Below are 23099 nucleotides of genomic sequence, written 5' to 3'. Positions count from 1 at the left end.
GCCCCCGCGCGTCCGGCCCGATCGGCGCCGGCAGTACGGGCCGCGGCCCCGGTCGTGGTCCACGTCCCGCTTGCGGCCCCCGCCCTTCCGGCCCACTCGCCCCACGGGGTCGCGCGGGAGCCGCGTCCGGTCAACCGGCGCGGCAGGAAGCCGTCGCGAGCCCCGGCCGCGCGGGCGACGGCCCTGATCCCGCCATGGCCCGGCGACCGCGCGCCCGTTCCTCCGGCCGGCGGCGCCGCCGCGCGTGCCCCTCCGGCGGCACGGCGACAGCGCCGCCGGGCTGTGTCACCACACCCGCGACCCGGCTCGGCCTTCGGCCGCCCCGGGCATCAGCGGGTGGTCACACCGGGCTCACCTCGTGCACGGCCCCGCCCGTGATGGCTCCCGGCGCGCCCGCCACCTCCGCCAGCGTCACCTGGCCGCGCAGCAGTTTGCGGCTCGCCGAGTCGGCGAGGCCGCGCCTGCCGTGCAGCGTGCGCTGGTTGTCGATGACGACGAGATCGCCCGCGGCCCAGCGGTGTTCGTAGAGGTAGCGGTCCGCCGAGAGGTGCGCGCGCAGGGCGGTGAAGAAGCGCTCCGACTCCTCGGCCGACACGTCCGGCACCCGCACGTCCCAGCTCGCCAGCGCCTCGTCGGCCTGGAACGGGAGGGCGAGGTTGAGCGACTTCACCCGGCCGTAGTCACGGAACGTGGGTATCCGGTACCACCCCTCGGGGACGCTCGTGAAGTAGCCGCGTTCGGTCGCCATGTACTCCAGATGGCCGCGGTCGAGCACCGCGCGCAGGTCGTCGGGCAGTTCGTGCCACGCCTTGATCTGGTCGCACACCAGGGTCGCGCCGTCGGCCCTCAGCTCGCGCACCTCGGCGGCGTACAGGACGATCAGGTCGACCTGCGTGCCGAGGAGGACCCCGTCGGTGTGCAGCGGGAGGCCACCGCGACCCGTGATCACCTTGCCCTCTTCCCGGGTGCCGTCCAGGTGCAGGATGTCCGTGAACCCGTACCCGACGCCGTCGTTGTCGTCATAGGAGACCTTGTCGCCGAGGCCCGAGACGAACTCGCGGAACCCCTCCTTGGTGAACCTCTGGTCCTTCACGACCGCGACGCCGGACCGCAGCGCGAGCTCGCGCACGGTTCTCGGGTCGGCCTGGGTGCCGTCGTCCCACAAGGCTCCGAACCCGGAGGGGGTGAGCGCTGAAACACCGGACTGGGTCATCGTGTACCGCCTTCGACGCTGATGAGGTGTTGGTGGGAACCGCCGGCCACCTGGGCGACCGCACGGTCGTAGGCCTCACGGCCTGTCAGGGAGGCCAACGGGTTGTGCACCGCGGTGGCGATCTGCGAGGCGAGCAGGGCGCGGTGGACGAGTGCCGTGCCGCCGGGCACACCGGTGTGGGCGTCGATGAGCCGGGAGAGGTTGGCACCGAGCCCATTGCCGTGGTGGATCGCGGTCTTCCGGCGCCACGCCACGTCCTCGGGCAGCAGTGCCCGAGCCGCGAGCCGCAGGTGGCCCTTCTCCCTGCCGCGGAACGTCTTCACGGCCGGATCGGTCGCCAGCGCCGCGTCCAGCACCCCGGGGTGCCAGTACGGGTGTGTCAGCCGGTGGCCGCGTCCGTCGCCGAGCGCCCAGGTGAACTCCGACGAATAGCGGGTGCGGTGCATCGCTTCTCGCACCTTGGCGCCGATGTCGCCGTCGATCTCGTCGGTCGTCGCCATCCCGGAGTTCAGCAGGTCCGAGCCGTAGCCGGTGAACAGCAGCCGTTCCGCCGCGTACCCGCCCCGGCAGAACGCGGTCAGCGCGACGCCGATCGCGATCGTCTCCGGCTCACCGTGGCCGAACGCGCGCACCGTGGCCGGAAGGGCCGCGACGATGTCGTCGGCCCCCAGTGCCGTACGCCGCAGGTCGAGCCCGACAGCTCGCGCGGCCTCGGCCGCGTGCTCGTATTCGTCGCCCCACTCGGTGCCGATGGTGTAGGCCGTTGCCGGTGTGCCGGACTCGGCGACCAGTGCCGCCACGAGCCCGGAGTCCACTCCCCCGGACACCAGTACACCGGCGTTCTTCTCCGTGGACAGGGCATCCGCGATCGCCACGCGCAACGCGTCCACCTGGGCCTCGCCCGCGAGCAGCGCGTCGTGGAACCTGATCGGCGGCTCCACGAGCTCGGACCGTCGGGTCCGGGTGCACTGCCACGTCCCGCCTTCCGGCCGCAGGTCCAGTTCGACCAGGTGCTCCAGGCGCTCGACGCCGACGACCGAGGACAAGGGTCCGCAGTGGACACCGATGTCGTCCCGCAGCGCCGCGGCCGTCCCGGTCAGCGACGCGAAGGCCGCAGCGGTCGTCGGCAGGTCGGTGCCGAGGACGAACCGGCCGGTCGCCGCCTCCGCCGCGAAGTACACCGGGGTGGTGTTCTGACCCGACACCGCGACGCGCACCCGGTCGGGCTCCAGGTGGATGGACGTCCCCGCCGCCTCCACGGCGAAGGTCATCCCGTCCCCACCGGGAACGGGCGACCACGCTGACGTGTGCGCCCGCACGCTGCCCAGTGCGACGGGTGACAGGGCCTCGTCGAAGCCGGGAATCGGGCAGTTCGACACCACAAGCCACGGCGTGCCGGTCATCGGCCCACGCCGGCCAGTTCGGAACCCGCGCCGATGACACGGTTCATCCTGCGCTGCGCTTCCCCGGCGGCGAACGCCGCCCGATGGGCCAGTTTCCCGGCCACCCTGGTCCGCTCCAGCCCTTCGATGTAGCTCGCGTTCAGGTACGGCTTCGTCGTACGGAAGCCCGCCGCGGTGAATCCAGCGGCATGCTCGGCGTGGCGCAACGCGGCGTCCCGGAGGTCTTCCGCCGGAACGACCTCGTGCAGCAGGTTGTCCTGCTCCGAGCGTCCGGCGTCCCATTCCGCACAGGACATCAGCATCTTCTGCATCACCGCCCGGCCGACCACCTTCTCCAGCATGAAACCACCGAACGTGCACGCGATGCCGAGTTCGAATTCCGGCATCTTGAGCACGCAGCGGCTGCTGCCGATCCGGTAGTCCGCGGTGAGCGCTATCTGCAGGCCGATGCCGATCGCATAGCCGTCGATCGCCGCGATCAGCGGCCGGTCCAGCCGGAGCGCCGCGATGTAGAGATCGGTCACCTGGTCGATCCATGCGTCGACCTCGTCACCACCGGTGAACTTCGCCGTCTCGTGGAAGCTGCCGCCGACACCGAACGACCGGCCGAGGCCGCTGAACAGGACCACCGAACGAACCCGGTCATCACGTCCGAACTCCGTCAGCAGCCGGGTGAGCCCGGCCATGCGCGGCATGGACCACGGGTTGTGCCGATGCGCGTCGTCGAACTCGACCAGCGCGACCCCGTCCGTCACGGTCACACCGAAGTCGAACGATCCGTAGTCGTGGGTCATCACAATCTGCCTCCAGGTTTTTCTCGAATGCTTGCGCAGGGGAAATCGGCAGCAACAGCCAGTGGCGCCGGCAGGCGCCTGTCAAGCGACGTTCGGGGTGGTCACTGTTTTCCCCCCGTGCGTGCCAGGAGCAGTGGGCGCGCGGCCACCACGGCGACGGAGGTCGCCGCCGTGAGCGTGGCCATGAGCCACCACAGCCCGGCGGGGGCCGAGTCGAGCGTCGCGGCCACCACGAACGGCACCAGCGCGCCGGAGATCCCGGTCGCGACCTGGTTGAACGCCAGGAACGAGCCGAGTTCGGCAGGTGGCGGCAGATCGGTGAGCAGGGCCTGACGCGCGTGCGTGGTCGCCAGTTCGCCGCACGTGTAGACCACCATGCCGAACACCAGCAGGACGACCAGCGCGGTTCCGGTCAGTGCTCCGGCCAGCGCCATGGTCACCAGGAAGAGCGTGCCGAGCAGTGTGCCCGCGACGAGCACCGAGGTGTTCCCCCAGCGCTCAAGCGTCGAGGTGAGCGGCAGCTGGAGGACGATCAGCAGCCCGGTGTTGACAGCGAACAGCGTGCCTGCCAGCCAAGCGGGCGCACCGAGTGAGCCGACGAGGTAGGCGGACATGCCGGTCTCCACCGCCAGCGCGACCAGCCACAGCGCGGAGTTGAACGTGACGGCGGCGAGGAACGGCCCGTCGCGCCACGGTCCGCGACTCGGCCGCGCGCGCTCGGCGGGCGGGACCGGTGCCGGTCGCAACGGCCACAGCATGATCCCCGCGACGAGGAAGCTGGCGGCGTTGGCCAGGCCGAGCCACACCAGTGCCGCCTCACCGCCGACGATCAGAGTGCTGCCCAGCATCGCGCCACCGCCGATGCCCGCGTTGAAGACCGTACGGGAGAGCGCGAGCCACCGGTTGCGATCGCCCTCCGGTGCGAGCGCGACCGCGAGCGCGGGTGACGCCGCCTGCTCCGCCCGGTTGCACAGCGCGATGACGACACTGAACAGGGCGAACGCCGCGACGTCCCGGATCGTCACGTACCCGGTGAACCCGGCGGAGCGCAACAGCGACGCCGCGATCAGCACGGGTCTCGGGCCGATCCGGTCGATCAGCCGCCCGACCCAGAACATCCCCGGCAGGGCGGCCAGCGCCGTGACGGTCAGCACCAGACCCACCTGCGTGAGCGGAATGCCGAGCAGGGCGGGGAAGAACAGGAGCGTGTACGGGTAGAACACGCCGGTGCCCACCGCGCTCACCAGGTGGGACAGTCCGAAGGTGACCACTCCGCGCCCGTGCGGCAGTACGGCCCGTAAGCCCTTGGGCGGTGAGGTGTCCGTGGCGTTCACGGCAGCACCTCCACCTGTATCTGGCCGAGCGCGGCGTCGGCCAGCCGCACCGTCTCGGCCGCGTGGGTACCGACCGCGACGATCCGGCCGATCACGTCCATGTTGCTGGTGGGGCACCGGACCTCGTCCCCCACCGCGGCCTCCAGCTCCACCTCGATGCCGTCGGCGACCCGGCGGGCCAGCTCGACTCCGCGCACGGCGTGCACGGTTCCCGTCGCACCGGCCGTGACACACCGCGACGCGGCCGCCCGGTTCCGCACGGGTGTGACGTCGGCGGGCAGGCCGGCGTGCATCCGGACCACCTGGAGCGGCAGGTCCACCCCGGTGGCCTCGGCGATCAGCCGGGTGATGTCCGCACCGGCCGGCCGCGCGTTGATCTCCACCAGCTTCGGGCCGGTGGTGGTCACCTTCAGCTCGACGTGCGCCGCGCCGAAGTCGTGCCCGATGGCGTCCAGCGCGGCTTCCGCGATCTCGGACGCGTCGCGGGTCACCGACGCGGGGAGCGTCGACGGGAAGCTCTGGCCGAGTTCGACGAAGTGCGGGTGGGCACCGAGTACCTTGTCCACCACGCCGAGGGTCCTGCGGCGCCCGTCGACCAGCACGGACTCCACGCTCACCTCGTAGCCGACCAGGTACTCCTCGACGAGTGCCCCGACGGGCTTGACCTGACCCCGGAAGTCGCGCTCGTCCGACGCCAGCGCGCGGAAGTGCTCCCGCACCTCGTCGGCGTCCCGGCACAGCCGCACACCGATGCTGCCCGCCTCGGTGGCGGGCTTGACCACGCACGGATAGCCGATGTTGCCGGCTTCGGCGACCGCGGCCTCCTCGGTGGCCGTCCAGGCGAACAGCGGCGCGGGCACCCCGGCCTCGGCACATGCCCGCCGCGTCCCGAGCTTGTTGCGGGCCCGGTGCGCCGCGTCCGGCGACAGCCCGGCCAGCCCGAGCTCCCCGGCGGCCTCCGCGACCACGCCGACGCTGTAGTCGGTGAACGTGCACATGCCGCGTACCTCGCCCATGTCCGCCGTGGAATGGGCGGCGGCCACCACAGCGGCGGTGTCACGGGTGTCCGCCCGGACCACGTGGTCGGCCAGGTCACCAGGTCCGATCGACCCGCGGGGCCCGGCGTAACGACCGGGGTCCCTGGTCACGAAGACGCTGCGGAGGCCCAGTTTCCGCGCCGCGACGAGGGGACTCAGCCCGAAGTGGGAGAGCTGGGTCTCCACCACCAGGAAAACGCCCTCGTGGTTCACCCGCGCCGTCCCAGCGGCAGCACGTGGCAGGTCAGCCGGCTCGACCCGCAGCCGCGGGATCGCTTCGCGGTGTCGCTGCCGATGCCGTACTGGATGGCCGCGACTCCGAGCTCGGCGGCGCGTTCCACGGCGAAGTAGTAGAGGAGCTCGTAGTAGAGCGGCACCTTGCCGAGGAACCCGTAGTCGAAGCCGCACTGCCGGGCGTACCACTGGTCGCCGCGGCGGAGCATCAGCGCGAACCCGCGTACGTCGCCTCCAGCCCGGCCGAGCAGCACCGACGCGTCGTCTCCGAACCGGGCGGCGGCGGTGCCGATGGCCGCGGCGGACCGCTCGGCCGGCCAGGTCAGCCCGTACTTGGCGAGCAACCGCACCTCCAGTTCGGCCAGTCGGCCGACGAGGTCCGGCGTGACCGGCTCGTGGGTGACCTCCAGGCCCGCCCCGCGCACCTTGCGGCGTTCGCTGAGCACGCTCAGCCGGCGTTTGCGCGGCAGTGCCGCCGCGTACGCGGGGAATCCGGCCGGGTCGACCGGCAGCCAGTGGTAGTTGCCCGAGGTGAACGAGGAGTAGTCCCGGTCCCGCAGCACCCCGTCGAGCACGGTGTCCCGCTCGTCGACGTACGGGAACGAGACCGACGCGCAACCGGTGCCGGCGGCCAGTTCCTCGGCCTCCGCGACCAGCAGCTCGACGTCCTGGCGCGACGCGTGTTCCGGCCCGGCGGCGTGCAGCACGCGTGTGCGGCCGACGTGCCTGCCCCCGGAGTGGACGGTGGGCAGCAGCGCGCCCGCACCGCCCTCCAGCCGCCGCAGGAGGCCGGCCGCGCCGTCGAGGCCCTCGTCGGCGCAGCGGTCGAGCAGGTGGTCGACCCGCCCGGACACCCACGGCACGTCCGCCGTCGCGAGCGCCGTGGCCAGCGCGGCGACCGGCTGGCCGCCGCGCCGCACGCACAGGTACCGCATCGGCGTCCGGGCGGTCTCCTCGGCCACCCGCAGCCAGCGGTGGGACAGGAACAGGTCGTCCGGACCGACCAGGCCGTCCCAGTCGTCCACCGGTATGTCCGCGGTGTGCTCCCAGCGTATGAGGGCGTTCTCGCCGCTCTGCATGATCCCCCTGACCCTTGCCGCCTGCTGCCCGTCGGAATACGTCAGGTCGTGTAGTCGGCGTTGATCCTGATGTATCCGTCGGTGAGGTCGCAGCCGTAGACGGTGAACTCACCCGACGCGATGCCCAGGTCGATGGTGATCAGGACCTCGTCGCCCTTCAGATGCGCCGTGGCGGCGGCCAGCACCTCGTCGCTCGAGGGCGCCGGGTAGGTCTCCACGTCACCGAAACGGATCACCACGTTCGCCGGGTCGATGTCCAGGTCGTCCTCGCACTTGCCGATCGCCATCGCGACACGGCCCCAGTTGGGGTCGGCGCCGTGTACGGCGGTCTTCACCAGCGGTGAGTTGACCACGGTCTTGCCGACCCGCTTCGCCTGCGCGTCGTCGCGCGCGCCGACCACCCGAACCTCGATCAGCTTGCTGGCACCCTCGCCGTCGGCCGCGATCTCCCGTACCAGCCGCAGGGCGGCCTGGTACAGCACGGCCTCGAACGCGGCCTCGTCCACCGGGCCCGCCAGGCCGTTGGCGAGGATGACGGCGCTGTCGCTCGTGGAGGTGTCGGTGTCGATGCTCAGCGCGTTGAACGTCCGGTCGACCACCCGACGGAACACCCGGTCCAGCACCGGCTGGTCCAGCCGCGCGTCGGTGAAGAAGAACGCCAGCAGCGTCGCCATGTTCGGCTCGATCATGCCGACGCCCTTGGCGATGGCGGCGACGGTCGCGTCACCGCAGGGCAGCACCACGTGCTTGGCGACTGTGTCGGTGGTCATGATCGCCCGCGCGGCCGCCTCCAGATCCGCTTCCGGAAGCGGCCATGGGAGCTTCGCCAGCCCGGACCGGACCCGGTCCATCGGGTACTGGCGCCCGATGACCCCCGTGGACGCGATCAGCAGCTCCTCGGGCGCGAACCCGGCGGCCTCGGCGACGGTGGCGCGTACCTCACGCGCGTTCGCCATGCCCTCGGCACCGGTGGCGACGTTGGCGTTGCGGGCGACGACCACGACACCGCGGGCCGTGCCGGCGGCCGCCGACTCGCGGCTCAGCGTGACACTGTGCCCGACGAACCTGGACCGCGTGAAGACCGCCGACACCGCGGCGGGCACGTCGGACAGGACGACGGCGAAGTCGTCCGCCTCGTCCTTGATTCCCAGTGCCGCTGTCCGGCTGCGGAAACCTCGTGGGCCCGGTGACGACATGACGTCGTGTCCTCTCATCTGGCGCGTCGGGGAACTCGCATGGGAATACGCATATGCACTGCCATGAATGACGATACCTCAAGCCGCATCCCTGTGCGGGAACCAAAGCCTGAAGAGCGCCGGCAATACCGGTGATGAGGGTGACAGTTGACGCAACAACACTGAGGGCACTGTGACGGGCACCACACAGGCTGGACAGGTTGCTGCATAAGCATGCACTGTCGGACCCGAGAAGAAAGATCACCGGCCGACGGGGGCAGCTGATGTGCACCATATTCCTCCGCGTCCGCGCGCGCCCGGACGCGACCGTCGTGCTGGCAGCCGTGCGGGACGAGTTCCTGGACCGGCCGTGGGCGCCACCGGGCACGCACTGGAACGATCCGCACCTGACCGGCGGGCTGGACCTCGTCTCCGGCGGCACCTGGCTCGCCGTGCGCACCGACCGGCCCTCGGTCGCGGTGCTGGTGAACGGTCCCGGCGAGCCCCCGGGCGAGCCCGGCAGCCGGGGCGTGCTCCCCCTGCGGGTGCTCGACCGGGGAGAGCCGACCCGGCACGACGTCACCGGGCTGCCGGGCTTCCACCTGCTGCACGCCGAACCGGGCCGGGCACGGCTGGTCAGCTGGGACGGGCGCGAACTGTGCGCGGCGGACGTGCCCGAAGGCGACCACACGCTGACCTACGGCGGACTCGACGACCTGGGCCATCCCCGGGTCCGCCGCTTCCTCCCACGGCTGGCCGGCCTCACCGACGGCGCGTGGCCGACCCTGCTCGAAGACCCGGAGCCCTTCCCCGCCGCTCAGGAAGCCCTGCTCGTCGACCGGATCGAGGGGGGCCGGCCGTACGGCACGACGTCGGCGGCGCTCGTCTCCATCAGCCGGGACCGGCTCACCTACGACTTCACCGCAGATCCGCGGAACCCCGGCGCCTTACGCCGGGTGACCGACCGTGTGCTCAACCACCGTTAGGGAGAATCACTGTGTCGCAACCGTCACCCACCACCCGGGAGCCGGTGCCCGCCGTGCCCTCCTGGGTGGGCGCCGAGCCGACCTGGTCGTCCGCCCGCCCCGCCGAGCTGCTCGGCTGCCGGGGCGAGGTCGTCGCCACCGTGGACCACGCGAGCCGCCTCGTGCAGCAGCGGATGGTGAACCGCGCCAAGGCAGCCGTCGCCGCGATGCGGTCCATCGAGGACGACGAGTGGTTCGCCCTGTTCCGCCGCGCCGCCGAGATCGTCCGGCACCGGATCGAGAGCGGCGCGCTCGCCGATGAGCTGGCCGCGCTCGCCTCGGCCTGTGGTCTGCCGGTGCGCCGGGCCACCCGCGGGATCCTCGCCGTCGTGGACCAGATGCTGTACCTGGACAAGATCATGGCCGTGCAGTCACCGGACGGCACCACCGCCCCGTACCGCACCGGCCACACCGGGCGCGGGTGGTCATGGCTGCCCGCCGGGCGCACCGCGATGGTCAGGGTGCCCGCCAACTTCCCGACGATCGCCATCGAGTGGCTGCAGGTCCTCGCCAGCAGGCGGCCGACCCTGGTCAGTACCACGAGGCACGACCCGTTCGTGGCGGCGATCTTCGTCGAGGCGCTCTACGAGGCGGGGCTGCCCGACGGTGCCGTGTCGGTCTGCCACGACAGCGCCGAAACCTTCCACCGGCTGGCGGACCAGGTCGTGTGGCCGGGTGAGCAGTATCCGCCGGGTCTCGACCCGACCAGGCTGAAGCTCTACCACTTCGGCCGCAGCAAGGCCGTGCTGCCGCGGGATCCCGGTGACGACACGTGGGTGCGGCTCGCGCGGCTCGCGTTCCAGGGGTGCGGGCGGCTGTGCACCAACGTCAGCAGCATCGCGGTCCCGTGGTCCGCGCACGAGGCGGCGGAACACCTCGCGGCGAAGTTCGCGGAGTTCCCGGTGCTGCCCCTGGCGGATCCGGCCGCGAACGTCCCCGCGTTCACCGACCCCGACGACTGGAACTACGTGGCCGGGCTGGTCGAACGTGAGATCGCGGCGGGAGCGGAGGACGTCACGGCGCGGCTGACCGGCGTTCCGCTGCGGGTGGAGCTGGACGGGACCCGGTTCCTGCGCCCCACCGTGTTGCGGGTGGAGCCGGACTCGCCGCTGGTCCGCATGGAGTTGCCGTTCCCGTTCGTCACGGTGACCGAGGTGCCGCGCGAGGAGCTGGCGCACACGTGCCGGCAGTCGCTCATCGTGTCGCTCACCGGTGAGGACGCCGAACTGCTCGACCAGCTCGTCGCCGAGCCGTCCATCTCCAAGGTGTTCCACGGCGAGCAGTTCGACCGGGGGTACGACCCGATCGACCCACAGGAGGGCTACCTCGCCGACTTCCTCTTCCAGAAGAAGCCCGTACTCCCCAACTGACCTGGAGACGCTCATGGTGAACCCACCACCGCTGCACGCCGTGTCCGACGAGCACGTGCGCACGATCGTGCGACGCCACCTGCACCCAGAGACCGGGTCGCCGTTCTGGTTGGAGCGCGACCGCAGGCTGGGCGCCAACGCCTACTCCCGGGTGGACGGGTGGGCGGCCGCCCAGGAACTGCTGGCCTTCCGCGACGACGCCGACCAGGAGATCTTCGAGGAGGCGAGCCGTCGCCGTCCCGCCGAGGACTTCATCCCGGCCGACGTCGTGCACGGCGACGACTTCCTCTGGGCGGCGCAGACCGGCGGTACGACCGGTCTGCCCAAGCACGGCACCTGGGGCGGCGCGTACTGGAAGCACGTGCGCGACTTCTCCGACTACGCCATGGACACGCACGGCATCCCGCGCGGCTGCAATTGGCTGTACATCTCGCCGATGGGCCCGCACACCATCGGCAGGCTCGTCGTCGACTGGGCGGAGACCCGGGGCGGCATGTGCTTCTCGATCGACCTCGACCCGCGGATCGTGAAGATCTTCGGTGAGGAGGGCATGACCGCGGCGTACGACCGGTACGTCCAGCACATCTGGGACCAGGTGAACGCGGTACTGGAGTCCCAGCGCATCGGCGTCATCTACGGGACCGCCCGGCTGCTGGAGATGCTGCCCGAGTACGTGGACGCCAAGCTGCTCAAGGACGTTCGGGGAGTCGTACACGCGGGCACGACCATGCCGGTGCAGTCGCACAGGTTGCTGCGCGAGGACGTGTTCCCGGACGTGCCGATCCTCGGCATGTACGGCTCGTCGACCACCAGCATCAGCTGGCAGAAGCCGTTCGAGCCGGAGGACGAGCACCGGCTGGTCTACATCCCGAGCTCGCCGTGGGTGACCATCGACATGGTCGACGACGACAAGGTCCCGGTCGCCTTCGGCGAGGAGGGCCGGGTGCGGGTGTGGCGGCTCACCGACGACCAGCTCCTGCCGGGCTTCCTCGAACGCGACCGGGCCCGGCGGGTGGAACCGTACGGCGCGGCCGCCGAACTGTTTCCGTGGCCGTGGATCGGTGACCCGTTCAGCCCGGAGTTCACCGAAGGCAGGCGGGTGGAGGGCGTGTACTGACGGCTGACCTGGAGCGGTGGGGCGGCGGGACCGTCGCGTCCCGCCCGGGCCGGGCAGGCGATCAGCCCGGTGCCGACCGAGCGGGCGTGACGGCCCGGTTCGCCGACGGCAACGTCTTCGACCGGTGGGCGGGCAGCACGCGGGTCACGGCGGTGGGGACAGCCGGGGACGGCACGGATCGTTGCGGATGTGGCCGGCGCACCGGTGGCCAAGGCCCTCCCGGCTTGCCGGTGGCGGCTGCCACAGCGGCGCCCCGACGGCCTCGGAGGGGTGCCGCCCGTCGGTGCCCGTCTGCTCAGGGGCCCGGCGCGGCGGGCCGTAGCGGAGAGCGGGCCGGCGCGGTTCGGACCGCGTGGCCGGCGAAGCGGCGCGGGTCCGCAACGATCGCCGTCGCGGCGGGTGCCGCTGTCGTCCACGCTGCCGCGGAGGTGCGCGGCGGGGACGGCCGGCGCGCCGCGTCCGCCTCGTCGATGGAGGCGCTGCTCGCGGCCGGAACGGCCCGGGACGGCGGGCCGGTACGGGGCGTTGCCCGCGGGGCGGCGGTCAGGCCGCGAGGTGGAGCTCCTGGCGCACCACGATCGCGTTGAGCCGGATCGCGTACGGAGCGATGTCCTCCACACCCAGGCGGCCGACCCCGGCCTTGTCGAGGCCGACGGTCACGTCGATGCAGAAGGCGATGGCGTACATGTGCGTGCCGGTCTCCTCGTCCTGGAGGGCGAAGAGCAGGTCACGGTAGTAGCCGGTGCGCTCGTCCGACTCCTCGTAGTACGACAGTCCCGGCTCGCCCTCCTGCGCGGCGAGGCCCGTGAAGGCGCGGGTCAGCTCCCGCTCGATGGTGTCCCAGAACGCGGCCGTGGCGAACGTCTCCGGGAGGGCCTGGCGGACGGCCTCCCGCAGGGAGAGGACCATGACGTGGACCGGTGCGGTCTCCTGAAGGCCCCAGCCACAGACCATTTTGACGATCTCGCTGTCGGGTATGGCACCGACCGCCTTCCGGATGTTGCCGAAGTCGAAGCCGACGGTGGCCGGGGCGATCGCCTGCTGGAACGTGCGGTCGATGCCCCGGGCCTGGTCGAGGTGGTCCGGCCCCACCTCGATGACCGTCTTGAAACTGGCAGCCATGACGGGCTCCTCCTGTGCCGTGCTGTGCGAGCACCCGTGGTGGTGTCGCCGCGGAGGGGTCAGTATGCCGGTGAGCCGGCGGCTGCCGACCCGCGAGGGGGATCGGCGGCAGCGTTACCGGAGTACGCCCGGAGCGCCCATAGGGTGGCCCCATGTCTGCCACGCTGAACTCCAGAAAAGCCGCCGCCGCGCTGCGGGCATCGGCGCGTGTCTCCGTCGAGTTGCTCCTGGTCCTCGTCTCGGTCTCGGTGGCCCTGTGGCTTCTGGGCCGGATGTGGTCGGTCGTCTGGCCGCTCATAGTGGGACTGCTCCTCACCACGCTGACCTGGCCCCTGGCGCGCCACCTGCGTCGGCGCGGCTGGCACCCCGCCCTCGCCGCGTCGGTGGTGACCGTGCTGTTCCTCCTGGTCGCCTCGGGCATCGTGGCGTTGATCGCGGTGCCGGTGGCGTCCCAGTCCGGTGAGCTGGCGGACGGCGTGGTCGAAGGCATCCAGAGGCTGCGCGAGTGGGCCGCCGGGCCGCCGCTGCACATCGGCGACGACCAGATCACCGGCGCCACCGACGCCGCGACCGATCGCCTGCAGAAGGGCGTCGGCAGCATGGTCACCACTGTCGTCACGGGCGTGAGCACCGTGTTCAGCGGCCTGGTCACCGCCGTGCTGGCGCTGTTCCTGATGTTCTTCTTCCTCAAGGACGGCCCGCGGTTCCTGCCGTGGCTCGCCCGTCAGCTCCCCGGCAGGCTCGCCACCGACGTCCCCGTCGTGGCCGCGCGCGGCTGGGAGACCCTGAGCGCGTTCGTGCGTTCCCAGGCCTTCGTCGGCCTGCTCGACGCCGTCTTCATCGGCCTCGGCCTCTGGATCCTGGGGGTGCCGCTGGTGCTCCCGCTCGCCGTGCTGACCTTCGTCTCCGCGTTCGTGCCGATCGTGGGTGCCCTGTTCGCCGGTCTGGTGGCGGTGCTCATCGCGTTGGTCTCGAACGGCCTGACCGACGCGCTGATCGTGCTGGCGATCATCGTCGTGGTCCAGCAGCTGGAGGGCAACGTGTTCCAGCCCATGATCCAGAGCCGGGGACTCGGCCTGCACGCGGCGGTGGTCCTGCTCGCGGTGACGCTGGGCGGCAGTCTCGCCGGCGTCGTGGGCAGCCTGCTGGCCGTACCGGCGGCCGCGCTGATCGCGGTGGTCTGGAACTACGTGCGTGAGCAGCTCAGCGACCCGCCGTACGAGCGGAAGGCCGCCACGACGGACAACGGGGCCGCCGTCCCGTCGTGACGTCCGTGCGACCACGGCGAGTCGAACCCTCGCATCCCCACGGGCCCGGTACGGCGGGTACGGCCACGGCCGGCCGCCGTACCGGGCCCACCCCGTGCAAAAGCGCCCACTGCGGTCCGGGGCGCTCGGGCACTGGGGCGGGGTCAGGCCGCCGTGTCGTACGTGTAGTGGCGGGTGTGGTCGAGCATGTCGGCGGGCGTCACGTCGTTCCAGGGACGCATGGTGTCGTTCAGGTCCACGACGTTGGGCGTGCCGGCGGCCGGCAGGTACACCGAGCGGGGGTGGCGTGCCTGCCAGTCGGCCCAGAGCTTGTCGATGAAGGCGTGGTGCAGCCAGAAGACCGGGTCGTTCGGGGAGACTCCGGTGCCCATCTGGCCGCCGACCCACATGTGGACGCGGTTGTGCAGGTTGACCCCGCGCCAGCCCTCCAGGTGGTTGCGGAATCCGTCCGACGCGCTGTTCCAGGGTGCGGTGTCGTACGTCTCCATGGCGAGGACCGAGTCGACCTCCACGCGGGTGGGGAGCTGCCGGCCGCCCGCGCCGAGCGCTCGGCGCAGGAAGTCGCGCTGGTCGACGCGGACCGTGACCGTCCACCGGCTGCCGGTCCGCGCGAACGGGCCGTCCATGACCTGCCCGTCCCTGCTCCGGCCGGTGCCGCCGAGGAAGTCGGGCGCCCACAGGGAGGCGCTGGGGGTGCGGGCCGCCGTCCAGTCCCAGTACGGCAGGGCGACGGTGGGGTCGACGGCCTGGAGGGCCCTCTCGAACTCTATGAGGAATCTGCGGTGCCAGGGCAGGAAGGACGGCGAGCGGTGACCGACCCGGTCCCCGCTGTCGGTGTCGCTCATGATGAAGCCGTTGTGCGTGGTCACGAAGGTGTCGTACTGCCCGGTGCGCTTGAGTTCCAGCAGGGCGTCGACGAGGCGTCGCTTCTCGGTGGCGGTGAGCTGCGCCTGGTTCTTGCGTACGGTCATGGTGGTACGGCTCCCGGATCAGGCGGTGGCGACGGCGAGGGGGACGAGTGCGGAGCCCTGGAGCTCCAGGACCGCGGCGCGGGCCACGGCGCGGGGCGTGGCGAACGGCTCGTAGTGGTTGATCACGCTGATCCAGGTGCCGTCGGCGTTGCGCATGACGTGCAGTTCGCGGCCGTCGACGAGGACGGAGTAGCCGGCCTCGTGGTGCCCCCCGTGGTGTCCGCCGCCGTGCGGTACGGGCCGGCCCTGGATGCGGCGGCCCTTGAACACCTCGTCGAACGGTCCGGGTGCGGCGGCGGCCGCCGCCCGTCCGGACCGCGGCGCGGTCCTCGTCGTACGCGCCGGGTCGGCCGAGGCCTGGCCGGTGGCGGCGAGGCCGAGAGCGGCCCCGGCGGCGACGCCCAGGGCATGGCGGCGGGTGATTCTGGACATGGAAAACCCCCAGATAACGCAGTGGTCGGATGGAACCGGGGGTTGGTCAGGCCCCCGGCACATGCCATGGCTACCTGGGTGTGAGGAAGGGGCGAAATCGCATCGAACAGGTTGGTCCTGAAGCGGACATGTCCCCATACGTGGTGCAGAGTTGAACAAAGTTGATCTTGCTGTGCGGCACTTCGCACCGCCACGGAGGCGAACATTCCGCGGCGACCGGGATGTTTTTAAGAAGTATTTACTGACGCGGGGCGACTGGTGTGGCCCACCTCACGTCAGCAACCTGTCTGAAAAAAGCCCCTCGGTGGGCGGTCCCGACCGGGACCGCCTCCCCCGACGCGCGGGTACCCGGCCACCGCATGACTGCCGCTCCAGGCTCTGCTCGCACCGGACCCGGCCCTCCGGACGGCGCAGCCGCTCCAGGGCATCGCCCCGGGCCGTACACCCGTGCACGCCGGAACGGCCGGGCGCGGGTGCGCGGGTGGGCGGGCCTGGGCGCCGTGGTCAGGCCAGGGCCTTCTTCAGGGCCCCGAGCGCGAACCGCAGCTCTTCCTCCGTGATGGTCAGCGGTGGCGCCAGCCGGACAGTGGAGCCGTGGGTGTCCTTCACCAGCACGCCTTCGGCCAGGAGGCGTTCGCTGATCTGCCTCCCGGTACCGAGCGCGGGATCGATGTCCACGCCCGCCCACAGCCCCCGGGCACGGTAGCCCGTGACGCCCTCGCCGGTGAGCGCGGCCAGACCGCGGTCCAGCACGTCGCCCAGTTCGGCCGCCCTCCGCTGGAACTCACCCGTGGCCAGCAGGTCGAGGACGGCCGAACCGACCGCCGCGGACAGCGGGTTGCCGCCGAAGGTGGAACCGTGCTCCCCGGGCCGCAGCACGGAGAGCACGTCGCGACGGGCGACGACCGCCGAGACCGGAACGATGCCGCCGCCCAGGGCCTTGCCCAGGAGCAGCATGTCCGGAACCACCGATTCGTGGTCGACGGCCAGCGTGCGGCCCGTACGCCCCAGGCCCGACTGGATCTCGTCGGCGATGAAGAGGCACCCCGCGCGCCGAGTCAGCTCGCGGACACCGGTGAGGTATCCCTCATCGGGGATGACGACGCCCGCCTCGCCCTGGATGGGCTCGATCAGCACGGCGGCGGTCGTCTCGTCCACCGCGGCTTCGAGTGCGGCCAGGTCGTTGTACGGGACGACACGGAAGCCGGGTGTGAAGGGCCCGAAGCCGGCGCGGGCCGTCTCGTCCGTCGAGAAGCTCACGATCGTCGTCGTGCGACCGTGGAAGTTGCCGTCGGCGACCACGATGGTGGCCCGCTCCGGCGTGACGCCCCTGACCTCGTACGCCCATTTGCGGGCCACCTTGACGGCGCTCTCCACGGCCTCGGCGCCGGTGTTCATCGGCAGCACCATGTCCAGGCCGGTCAACTCCGCCAGGCGCTCGGCGAACCCGGCCAACCGGTCGTTGTGGAAGGCGCGCGAGGTGAGGGTGAGTTCGTCGAGCTGGCGGTGTGCGGCGTCGATGAGGGCGGGATGGCGGTGCCCGAAATTGAGGGCCGAGTAGCCGGCCAGCATGTCGAGGTAACGGCGGCCCTCGACGTCCTCGACCCAGGTGCCCCGGGCTCGGGCGACGACCACGGGCAGCGGGTGGTAGTTGTGCGCGAGCACCGGGCCCTCGGCGCGGATGAGCTGCGCCGACGAGCGCTTCTCGCACGCGGTTCCGGACGCGGCCGGGGAAACGGAGACGGCGACGGGGGCGGGGCTGGTCATGAGCGGATCTCCAAGGTGCAGCACTTGATGCCCCCGCCTGCCTTGCGGAACTCCGACAGGTCGACGGGGACGGGAACGTATCCACGGTGGGCGATCTGAGCGATGAGGCCGTGGGCCTGTGGGGCGACGAAGACATGACGGCCGTCGGAGACGGAGTTGAGGCCGAACGCCAGGGCGTCTTCCTCGTCGGCGATGACCGCCCTCGGATAGAGCCACCGGAGGACCTCGCGGGTACCGGGAGAGAACGCCTCGGGGTAGTAGGCGATGTTCCCTTCGCCCCCTCCCCCGCCGTCCCGCTCATCGCCTTCGGCGCCCTCCTCCCCGAGGAAGAACAGTGCGGTGTCCAGGTGGTAGAAGCGGGGATCCGTCAGCTCGAGGCTGATCGTCGGCCGGCCGAAGAACTCCTGCACCTCGCGGTGCGCGGACCTCTGGGTACGGAAGCCGGTGCCCGCCAGCACGAAGCGGCCGGCCGGCACGATGTCCCCCTCGCCCTCGCAGACCGACGCGGGCTGGCGGACGTCGTACCGGGCCTCCTTGAACCAGGTCTCGTACGCGAAGGACTCCGGCCGACGCTCGGGCGCGTGGAAGAAGGAACCGAAGACCCGGCCCCCCACGATCACCGCCGCGTTCGCCGCGAACACCATGTCGGGCAGGTCCTCGACCGGAGCCACCGTCTCGACCGTGTGGCCGTGGTCGCGGTACGTCCGGACGAGAGTCCGCCACTGGTCACGGGCGAGCGCCAGGTCGACCGGGTCGTCGGTGTTCATCCACGGGTTGATGGCGTAACGCACATCGAAGTACCGGGGCTCGCACATCACATAGCGCCGGGGGCGGCTACGGAGGTGCGAGGCGGGTCCTACGGGCACAGAGGATCCCTCCGCCTTCTGCGGTGCCGATGGGGGGTGCTCCCAACCGTAGAAAGCGGCCGGTACTCACGACAAGGAGGAAGAACTGCGAGTGCGCGCAGGAACGCTGCGTGCACAAGCGGGTCAGAGCAGCATTCCTGCGTCCCCCGCCGAGCCGCCGGTGAACGCTTCCGGCGCGGACCCGCTGGCCCCCGCCTCCAGGCTCTCCGGCAGCAGATGGGACAGCACCATGCAACTGATCGTCTTGCGAATGAAGGGCTCGCTGCGGATCTGCTCGAGCACCTCCTCGAAGTGCCCGACATCCGTGGCCCTGATGTGCAGCAGCGCATCGGCCGCGCCGGTCACCGTCATGGCCGACGCGATCTCCGGGTACTTGCGCGCCACCTCGGCGATGCGCCGCGGCGACGCCGCGCTGTCGCAGTAGACCTCGATGTACGCCTCCGTACGCCAACCGAGCGCGGCCGGCCGGACGGTGGCCCTGAACCCCGTGATCACATCGGCCTTGCGCAGCCGGTCCACCCGGCGCTTGACCGCGGTGGCCGACAGACCGATGGCCTTGCCGATCTCGGCGAAACTCGCCCGGGCATTGTCGATCAGGATGGTGATGATCTGTCGGTCGAGTTCGTCGAACGACGGGGATGTGACGGTCATGGCGGGCGATCTGCTCCTCGTTCTGCTCCACGTGGTGGCCGGCTGCCCTCATCTTTGCCGAAGCGGCCTCCATGCCCCGCACGCCGGTGCCCCCGGGCCGGCACGAGCCGCACGCGGGGACGGTCACAGCGCGGCCGGGCGGGCCGGGCGCAGCCCCGGCGTCCACCCCGGTTCGGTGATCCCCTGCCGGATCGGAGCCCGCCGTGGACCGGGTCTCCCTCGCCGCCTGGAACGGCACCGAGCTCGCCGAGGTGGCCCCCGCCGCGGTGTGGGCGAACACCGGCCTGGTGCCGCGGACCTTCGTCCAGTGGCCGCTGCGGGTCCGCGAGAACGTCACTTCCGGCCGGCCCCGCGCCCACGACGACGGACCCGTGTGGGAGGCCGTCGACCGATCGGCCTGCGTGAAGCGGTCGACGCCGGAACCGAGCCGGAACGGGCGGGAACGGGCGGGAACGGGCGGGAACGGGCGGGAACGGGCGGGAACGGGCGGGAACGGGCGGCTCCCGCCGGTCCACGGAGGGACCGGCGGGAGCCAGGATCGGGGCCGTGCCACCGGCACGGGGTCAGGAGCGCAGCGGCACCCACGAACCCGCCGGCCGCGTATGGACGAACGTGACCTCGACCGGCGGGCTCACGGCCCGGTCACTGCTTGCGGCCCCTGAGGGCCAGGGCGGTGCCGACGGAGCAGACCGCGCCCGCTGTGATGATCCAGACGGCCGGCGCCATTCCGGCAAAGGCCGCGGCGATGCCGATCAGCACCAGGCCGACACCTGCCGCGAAGGCGATCCAGAGGCCGACCGAAGCGACCGCGGGTCCGGCACCTCCGCCCTCGTCGAGCATCTCTCCACCATCAGGGGCGTTACTCACGTGCCTGCTCCTTTCAGGACAGGGAGTCCTTCATGGCATCGGTTGTGACATTGCTGACCGTGTCGGCCGCGATCCCGCACCCCGCTGTCGTCAGCGGAATCAGGTACGGAGCGCCCGCGGCGGAGGCCATGGTCGCCGTGCCCGCGGTGCAGAGTCCACCGAATACGGCCCCGGCGGCGATGCCCACGCTCTGGGACACGAGGGCCTTCGGGTCGTTCCTGTTCTGCCAGATCTCCGCGACGTCCTTGGCGCCGAAGACACCGTCCACGAAGGTCCCGAAGCTGAGCGTTCCTTGCGGGTCGATGCGGTTGACGGGGTCGCCTTCGGCGTAGAGGTAGGGGTTCTTCTCCTGGCCGGAGGGGTCGGGCGAGTTGAAGCGGCCGACGTTGGCGTCGTAGTAGCGGGCGCCGAAGTGGTACAGGCCCGTGGGGTCCTGGTAGCCGCCGGCGAACCGGTAGGGCTGCGGCACCGGTTCCGTCGACCGGGCCAGGAGACGGACGCCGCGGGGGCTGTAGGTGTAGCTGTTGACCTTGGTGCCCGTCTCGTCGGCCACACCGATCACGCTGCCGATGGCGTCGGTGAGGTAGTAGTAGGACTTGCCCCCGGTCGTCATGGAATTCAGGGTGCCCCCGGGCTCCCGGTTGAACCCCATGTCCACCCCGGCCGTGGTCTTGGCCGACAGGCCGAGCGGGCCGTTGTGGAAGAAGGTGTCCCCGAGCTTGATCCGCTCGGACTGGTCGGTGGAACCGTACTGGCCCGGGTACGTCTTGCCGGCCACGGTGACAGAGGTCAGCTGCGAGTGGTCCGACCACGTCTCGCCGGTGCGGGTGTACTCGGGGGTGGAGGCTCCGGCGGTCTCGTTGCCGGCCTTGTCGTACGACCAGTTCGTCGCGGAACCGTTCTTCGCGGTGATCTGTTGGGCGTCGTTGATGGTGTAGGTGGTGCCGCGCGGGCAGCCGGGGTCGGTCCCCTGGGAGGTCAGGTTGCCCGCCAGGTCGTAGCAGTACTGCCAGGAGTCCGTGATCGCGCCGGCCTTCTCCTCCTTGGCGTAGGAGAAGCGGCCCTCACCGTCGTAGGTGTAGGTGATCCTGTGTCCCGAGACGGCGTCGGTGCGGGTGCGGATCTTCGCCCCGTCCTTGGTGCCGTCGAGGTAGGAGTAGGACAGATCGGTCAGCGTGCCCTTGGGCGAGGTCGCCCTGATCTTCTCCGGGCGGCCGGACTTGTCCGGGGTGACGGTCTGTACGGTGCCGCCCGGGTAGGAGGTCTTGGTGCGCAGGTCGTTGTTGTCGTACTCGTACTTCGTGACCTTCCCGGTCGGATCCTTCAGCTCGGCGAGCTTGTTGACCGCGTTCCAGGTGTAGTCGGTGACGCCTTGCGGGTCGGTGTAGGTGTCGACGTTGCCGGCCGGGGTGTACGTCAGCTTCGTCTGCGAGCCGTTCTGCAAGGTGCGGACCGTCTCCCGGGACAGCGGGTCGAAGTCGTACGCGATGACACCCGAGCCGTCGGACCGCTGCGTGAGGTTGCCGTCGCCGTCGTAGGAGTAGGCGACGGTCGCGTAGCCGGAGGTGTCGACCTTGGTGATGCGGTCTCGTGCGTCGTACGCGAACAGCGTGGTGACCCCGCGGCCGTCCCTCGTCGTCGCGGTCCGGCCCAGCGCGTCGTAGGTGTAGGTCGTGACGCCCAGCGGGGCGGGCGGGGTGACCTTGCTGAGGTTGCCCTTGGCGTCGTAGGCGAAGGAGGTGGAGACCGACTTGGTGTCGGACATCTTCGCCGTCACCTTGCAGCGCTGGCCCTGGAAGCCTCCGCAGGTGGGTGTGGCGGGGTTGTAGTCGAAGGACCGGCTGCCACCGCCCGTACCGATCACGGCGACGGACTTGGTGTTGCCGGCCGTGTCGTACGTGTACTCGGTCTTCTCGTTGTCCGCGCTGGTCACCGTGCCCGGCAGGTCGGTGCCCGCGACGGTCTGCCAGGCGGCCGTGGCCGTCGCGCCCGTGGGCAGCTTGGCGGAGGTGGGATTGTTGCGGGCGTCCCACCCGTACGCGGTGACGTTGCCTCCGGTGCCGTCCACCCCCATCGCGTCGGTGGCGGTGTCGATGTTGTGGTTGGCGTCGAACGTCCGGGAGCGTGAGTGGCCGAGCGCGTCAATGACCTTGGTGACGCCGCCGTCGGCGTTGTGCTCGTACTTCGTGGCTGCTGCTCGGGGTCGGTGACCGTGGTGGTCCCCGCCTCCGAGGGGTCGATGTTGGAGTAGGCGTAGGTGTAGGTGGGTCCGGTGTGGCTGGTGGTGTTGGTGCCGGTGGCGCGCAGCATGGAGCGCACCCGGTTGTGTTCGTCGTAGGTGAAGGTCGTCACCCGCCCCTCCGGCGTGGTGATCTTCACGACGCGCCCGTCGGCGTCGAAGGCGTAGCCCGTGGTCTTGCCCTCGGTGTCGGTGGTGCGTGACAGGTTGCCGGCGCCGTCGAGGTCGAAGACGGCCGTGCGTCCGGTGTGGTCCTTGGCCTGCCACTGGTTCGGGTAGGTCTTGACGAGGTCGACCCAGCGGCCCGAGCGGGTCTCGGTGAGCTTGAAGCCCTTGTGCTCACCGGCCTCGTCGTGCTGGTCGACGGTGATCGCCCCGTTGTTCTTGTCCGTGACCTTCGTCAACGTGCCGGAGGTGTTGTAGGTGTCCTTCAGCCCCGACTTCCGAGCCGTCAGCGTGTAGGTGCCGTCCGCATGGCGTTTGAGGTCCTTCGAGTAGCCCTTGGGCGTGGTGAACGTGCCGTCGGCGTTCCTGGTGAAGCGCGGCGCGTTACCGGTCGCGTCGTAGAGGACGACCTCGGAGGTGTCGATCACCAGGTATCGCTCGTACTCCTGCCACCACCGCTGGGACACCTTTCCCCACGGCGCGTCGAAGGAGTTGTAGGTGCGGGCCAGGCGGAGCTTCTGCCCCACGCCCGCCACCTCGAAGTCGGTGGCCGCCAGCATCAGATTGCCGTTGGACAGGTTGATCCGAGCGACCAGCGAATCGGTGATCCGGAAGTCGGAGATCTGATGCCATGGGACCGCACCCTGGCCCTCGGGCCGGTACGGCGTGCCCAGCACGGTCATGTCGGACTGCCGAGCGGCCGGTGCCCCTGGGCCGACCCGCTTCCTCTGGGCCGCACGCCACGCAGCCACCTCCGGCGCTGCGGGCGCCTGCGCCTCGCTGGGAACGGGCTTGGTGGAGCCGACCTGGACCGGTGGCACCTCGAAACGGGGACCGCTCCTCCCCCACACCGAGGACGGCCCCGGGTCGGCCGGATCCGCGATCGCCGGTGTCACCGCGCCGGACAGCGAAAGCGCGGCGAGCGCGGCCACCAGGCCGTACCGGGACGATCTGCGGGCACGCCGAAAGG

Annotated in this window: 18 protein-coding genes and 2 pseudogenes; 5 read left to right on the top strand and 15 right to left on the bottom strand. The window is 71.1% G+C overall.

From position 1 onward, the window contains the following. Positions 1 to 340: 340 nt before the first annotated feature. The 7 genes from AB0H53_RS17080 to argJ all read right to left on the bottom strand — a co-directional run bounded on the left by AB0H53_RS17080 (position 341) and on the right by argJ (position 8290). Entirely contained in the window at positions 341 to 1213 is an 873-nt protein-coding gene (locus AB0H53_RS17080) for a TauD/TfdA family dioxygenase (protein WP_362113122.1), read from the bottom strand. Further along, positions 1210 to 2484, bottom strand: coding sequence for an asparagine synthase-related protein (locus tag AB0H53_RS17075; RefSeq protein WP_362113119.1), 1275 nt, complete (start codon positions 2482 to 2484; stop codon positions 1210 to 1212). Before AB0H53_RS17075 ends, AB0H53_RS17080 begins: the two co-directional genes overlap by 4 nt. A gap of 128 nt (positions 2485 to 2612) precedes the next feature. Further along, complete coding sequence (locus AB0H53_RS17070) at positions 2613 to 3410, bottom strand: enoyl-CoA hydratase/isomerase family protein (RefSeq protein WP_362113116.1); 798 nt, start codon at positions 3408 to 3410, stop codon at positions 2613 to 2615. Between the two features lie 101 nt (positions 3411 to 3511). After that, the gene (locus AB0H53_RS17065) at positions 3512 to 4744 is read right to left on the bottom strand and encodes an MFS transporter (protein ID WP_362113113.1); all 1233 of its coding nucleotides are present in this window, start codon (positions 4742 to 4744) and stop codon (positions 3512 to 3514) included. Beyond that, the gene (locus tag AB0H53_RS17060) at positions 4741 to 5994 is read right to left on the bottom strand and encodes an ATP-grasp domain-containing protein (protein ID WP_362113110.1); all 1254 of its coding nucleotides are present in this window, start codon (positions 5992 to 5994) and stop codon (positions 4741 to 4743) included. Before AB0H53_RS17060 ends, AB0H53_RS17065 begins: the two co-directional genes overlap by 4 nt. After that, entirely contained in the window at positions 5991 to 7094 is a 1104-nt protein-coding gene (locus AB0H53_RS17055) for a GNAT family N-acetyltransferase (RefSeq protein ID WP_362113107.1), read from the bottom strand. Before AB0H53_RS17055 ends, AB0H53_RS17060 begins: the two co-directional genes overlap by 4 nt. A 41-nt stretch (positions 7095 to 7135) precedes the next feature. Then, positions 7136 to 8290, bottom strand: coding sequence for a bifunctional glutamate N-acetyltransferase/amino-acid acetyltransferase ArgJ (gene argJ / locus AB0H53_RS17050; protein WP_362113106.1), 1155 nt, complete (start codon positions 8288 to 8290; stop codon positions 7136 to 7138). Between the two features lie 263 nt (positions 8291 to 8553). On the opposite strand from argJ, the gene AB0H53_RS17045 reads away from it, so the two are divergent. From AB0H53_RS17045 to AB0H53_RS17035, 3 genes are read left to right on the top strand one after another with little or no spacing between them, the layout of a single operon-like run. Beyond that, positions 8554 to 9255 carry an NRDE family protein gene (locus AB0H53_RS17045; protein ID WP_362113103.1) on the top strand — a complete coding sequence of 234 codons (702 nt, stop codon included), beginning with the start codon at positions 8554 to 8556 and terminating at the stop codon, positions 9253 to 9255. Between the two features lie 11 nt (positions 9256 to 9266). Then, a complete protein-coding gene (locus AB0H53_RS17040; protein WP_362113100.1) occupies positions 9267 to 10664 on the top strand; it encodes an aldehyde dehydrogenase family protein in 1398 nt (465 codons plus the stop codon). Positions 10665 to 10677: 13 nt separating this feature from the next. After that, a complete protein-coding gene (locus tag AB0H53_RS17035; protein WP_362113097.1) occupies positions 10678 to 11781 on the top strand; it encodes an AMP-binding protein in 1104 nt (367 codons plus the stop codon). A gap of 543 nt (positions 11782 to 12324) precedes the next feature. Here AB0H53_RS17035 and AB0H53_RS17030 read toward each other — a convergent pair. Next, complete coding sequence (locus AB0H53_RS17030; protein ID WP_362113094.1) at positions 12325 to 12903, bottom strand: Type-2Aa cytolytic delta-endotoxin; 579 nt, start codon at positions 12901 to 12903, stop codon at positions 12325 to 12327. A gap of 152 nt (positions 12904 to 13055) precedes the next feature. On the opposite strand from AB0H53_RS17030, the gene AB0H53_RS17025 reads away from it, so the two are divergent. Continuing rightward, positions 13056 to 14171, top strand: a complete 1116-nt coding sequence (locus tag AB0H53_RS17025) for an AI-2E family transporter (protein WP_362113091.1) — start codon at positions 13056 to 13058, stop codon at positions 14169 to 14171. A gap of 143 nt (positions 14172 to 14314) precedes the next feature. Here AB0H53_RS17025 and AB0H53_RS17020 read toward each other — a convergent pair whose 3' ends face one another. From AB0H53_RS17020 to AB0H53_RS17000, 5 genes are all read right to left on the bottom strand, one after another. Continuing rightward, complete coding sequence (locus tag AB0H53_RS17020; RefSeq protein ID WP_362113088.1) at positions 14315 to 15142, bottom strand: tyrosinase family protein; 828 nt, start codon at positions 15140 to 15142, stop codon at positions 14315 to 14317. An 18-nt stretch (positions 15143 to 15160) separates the two neighbouring features. Further along, positions 15161 to 15574, bottom strand: coding sequence for a tyrosinase cofactor (locus tag AB0H53_RS17015; RefSeq protein WP_362113086.1), 414 nt, complete (start codon positions 15572 to 15574; stop codon positions 15161 to 15163). Between the two features lie 504 nt (positions 15575 to 16078). Then, the gene (gene rocD, locus AB0H53_RS17010; protein WP_362113083.1) at positions 16079 to 17341 is read right to left on the bottom strand and encodes an ornithine--oxo-acid transaminase; all 1263 of its coding nucleotides are present in this window, start codon (positions 17339 to 17341) and stop codon (positions 16079 to 16081) included. After that, positions 17338 to 18156, bottom strand: a complete 819-nt coding sequence (ddaH, locus tag AB0H53_RS17005; RefSeq protein WP_362113209.1) for a dimethylargininase — start codon at positions 18154 to 18156, stop codon at positions 17338 to 17340. The genes rocD and ddaH overlap by 4 nt, the downstream gene beginning before the upstream one ends. 174 nt (positions 18157 to 18330) lie before the next feature. Continuing rightward, positions 18331 to 18858, bottom strand: coding sequence for an Lrp/AsnC family transcriptional regulator (locus AB0H53_RS17000; RefSeq protein ID WP_362113080.1), 528 nt, complete (start codon positions 18856 to 18858; stop codon positions 18331 to 18333). Positions 18859 to 19067: 209 nt separating this feature from the next. Between AB0H53_RS17000 and AB0H53_RS16995 the strand changes: the two are divergent. Further along, positions 19068 to 19273, top strand: a pseudogene (locus AB0H53_RS16995) (ABC transporter ATP-binding protein); the annotation flags it as partial. 227 nt (positions 19274 to 19500) lie between these two features. On the opposite strand, the gene AB0H53_RS16990 reads toward AB0H53_RS16995, so the two are convergent. Together AB0H53_RS16990 and AB0H53_RS16985 are read right to left on the bottom strand one after the other, a co-directional pair. Further along, complete coding sequence (locus tag AB0H53_RS16990; RefSeq protein ID WP_362113077.1) at positions 19501 to 19725, bottom strand: hypothetical protein; 225 nt, start codon at positions 19723 to 19725, stop codon at positions 19501 to 19503. 13 nt (positions 19726 to 19738) lie between these two features. Then, positions 19739 to 23061: pseudogene (locus tag AB0H53_RS16985) on the bottom strand (RHS repeat-associated core domain-containing protein). Positions 23062 to 23099: the final 38 nt, after the last annotated feature.

It is taken from the genome of Streptomyces sp. NPDC050856 (genome assembly GCF_040653855.1).
Lineage (GTDB): Bacteria > Actinomycetota > Actinomycetes > Streptomycetales > Streptomycetaceae > Streptomyces.
Note: the sequence above shows the minus strand (reverse complement) of the source record. Positions and strands in the feature narration are given on the sequence as shown.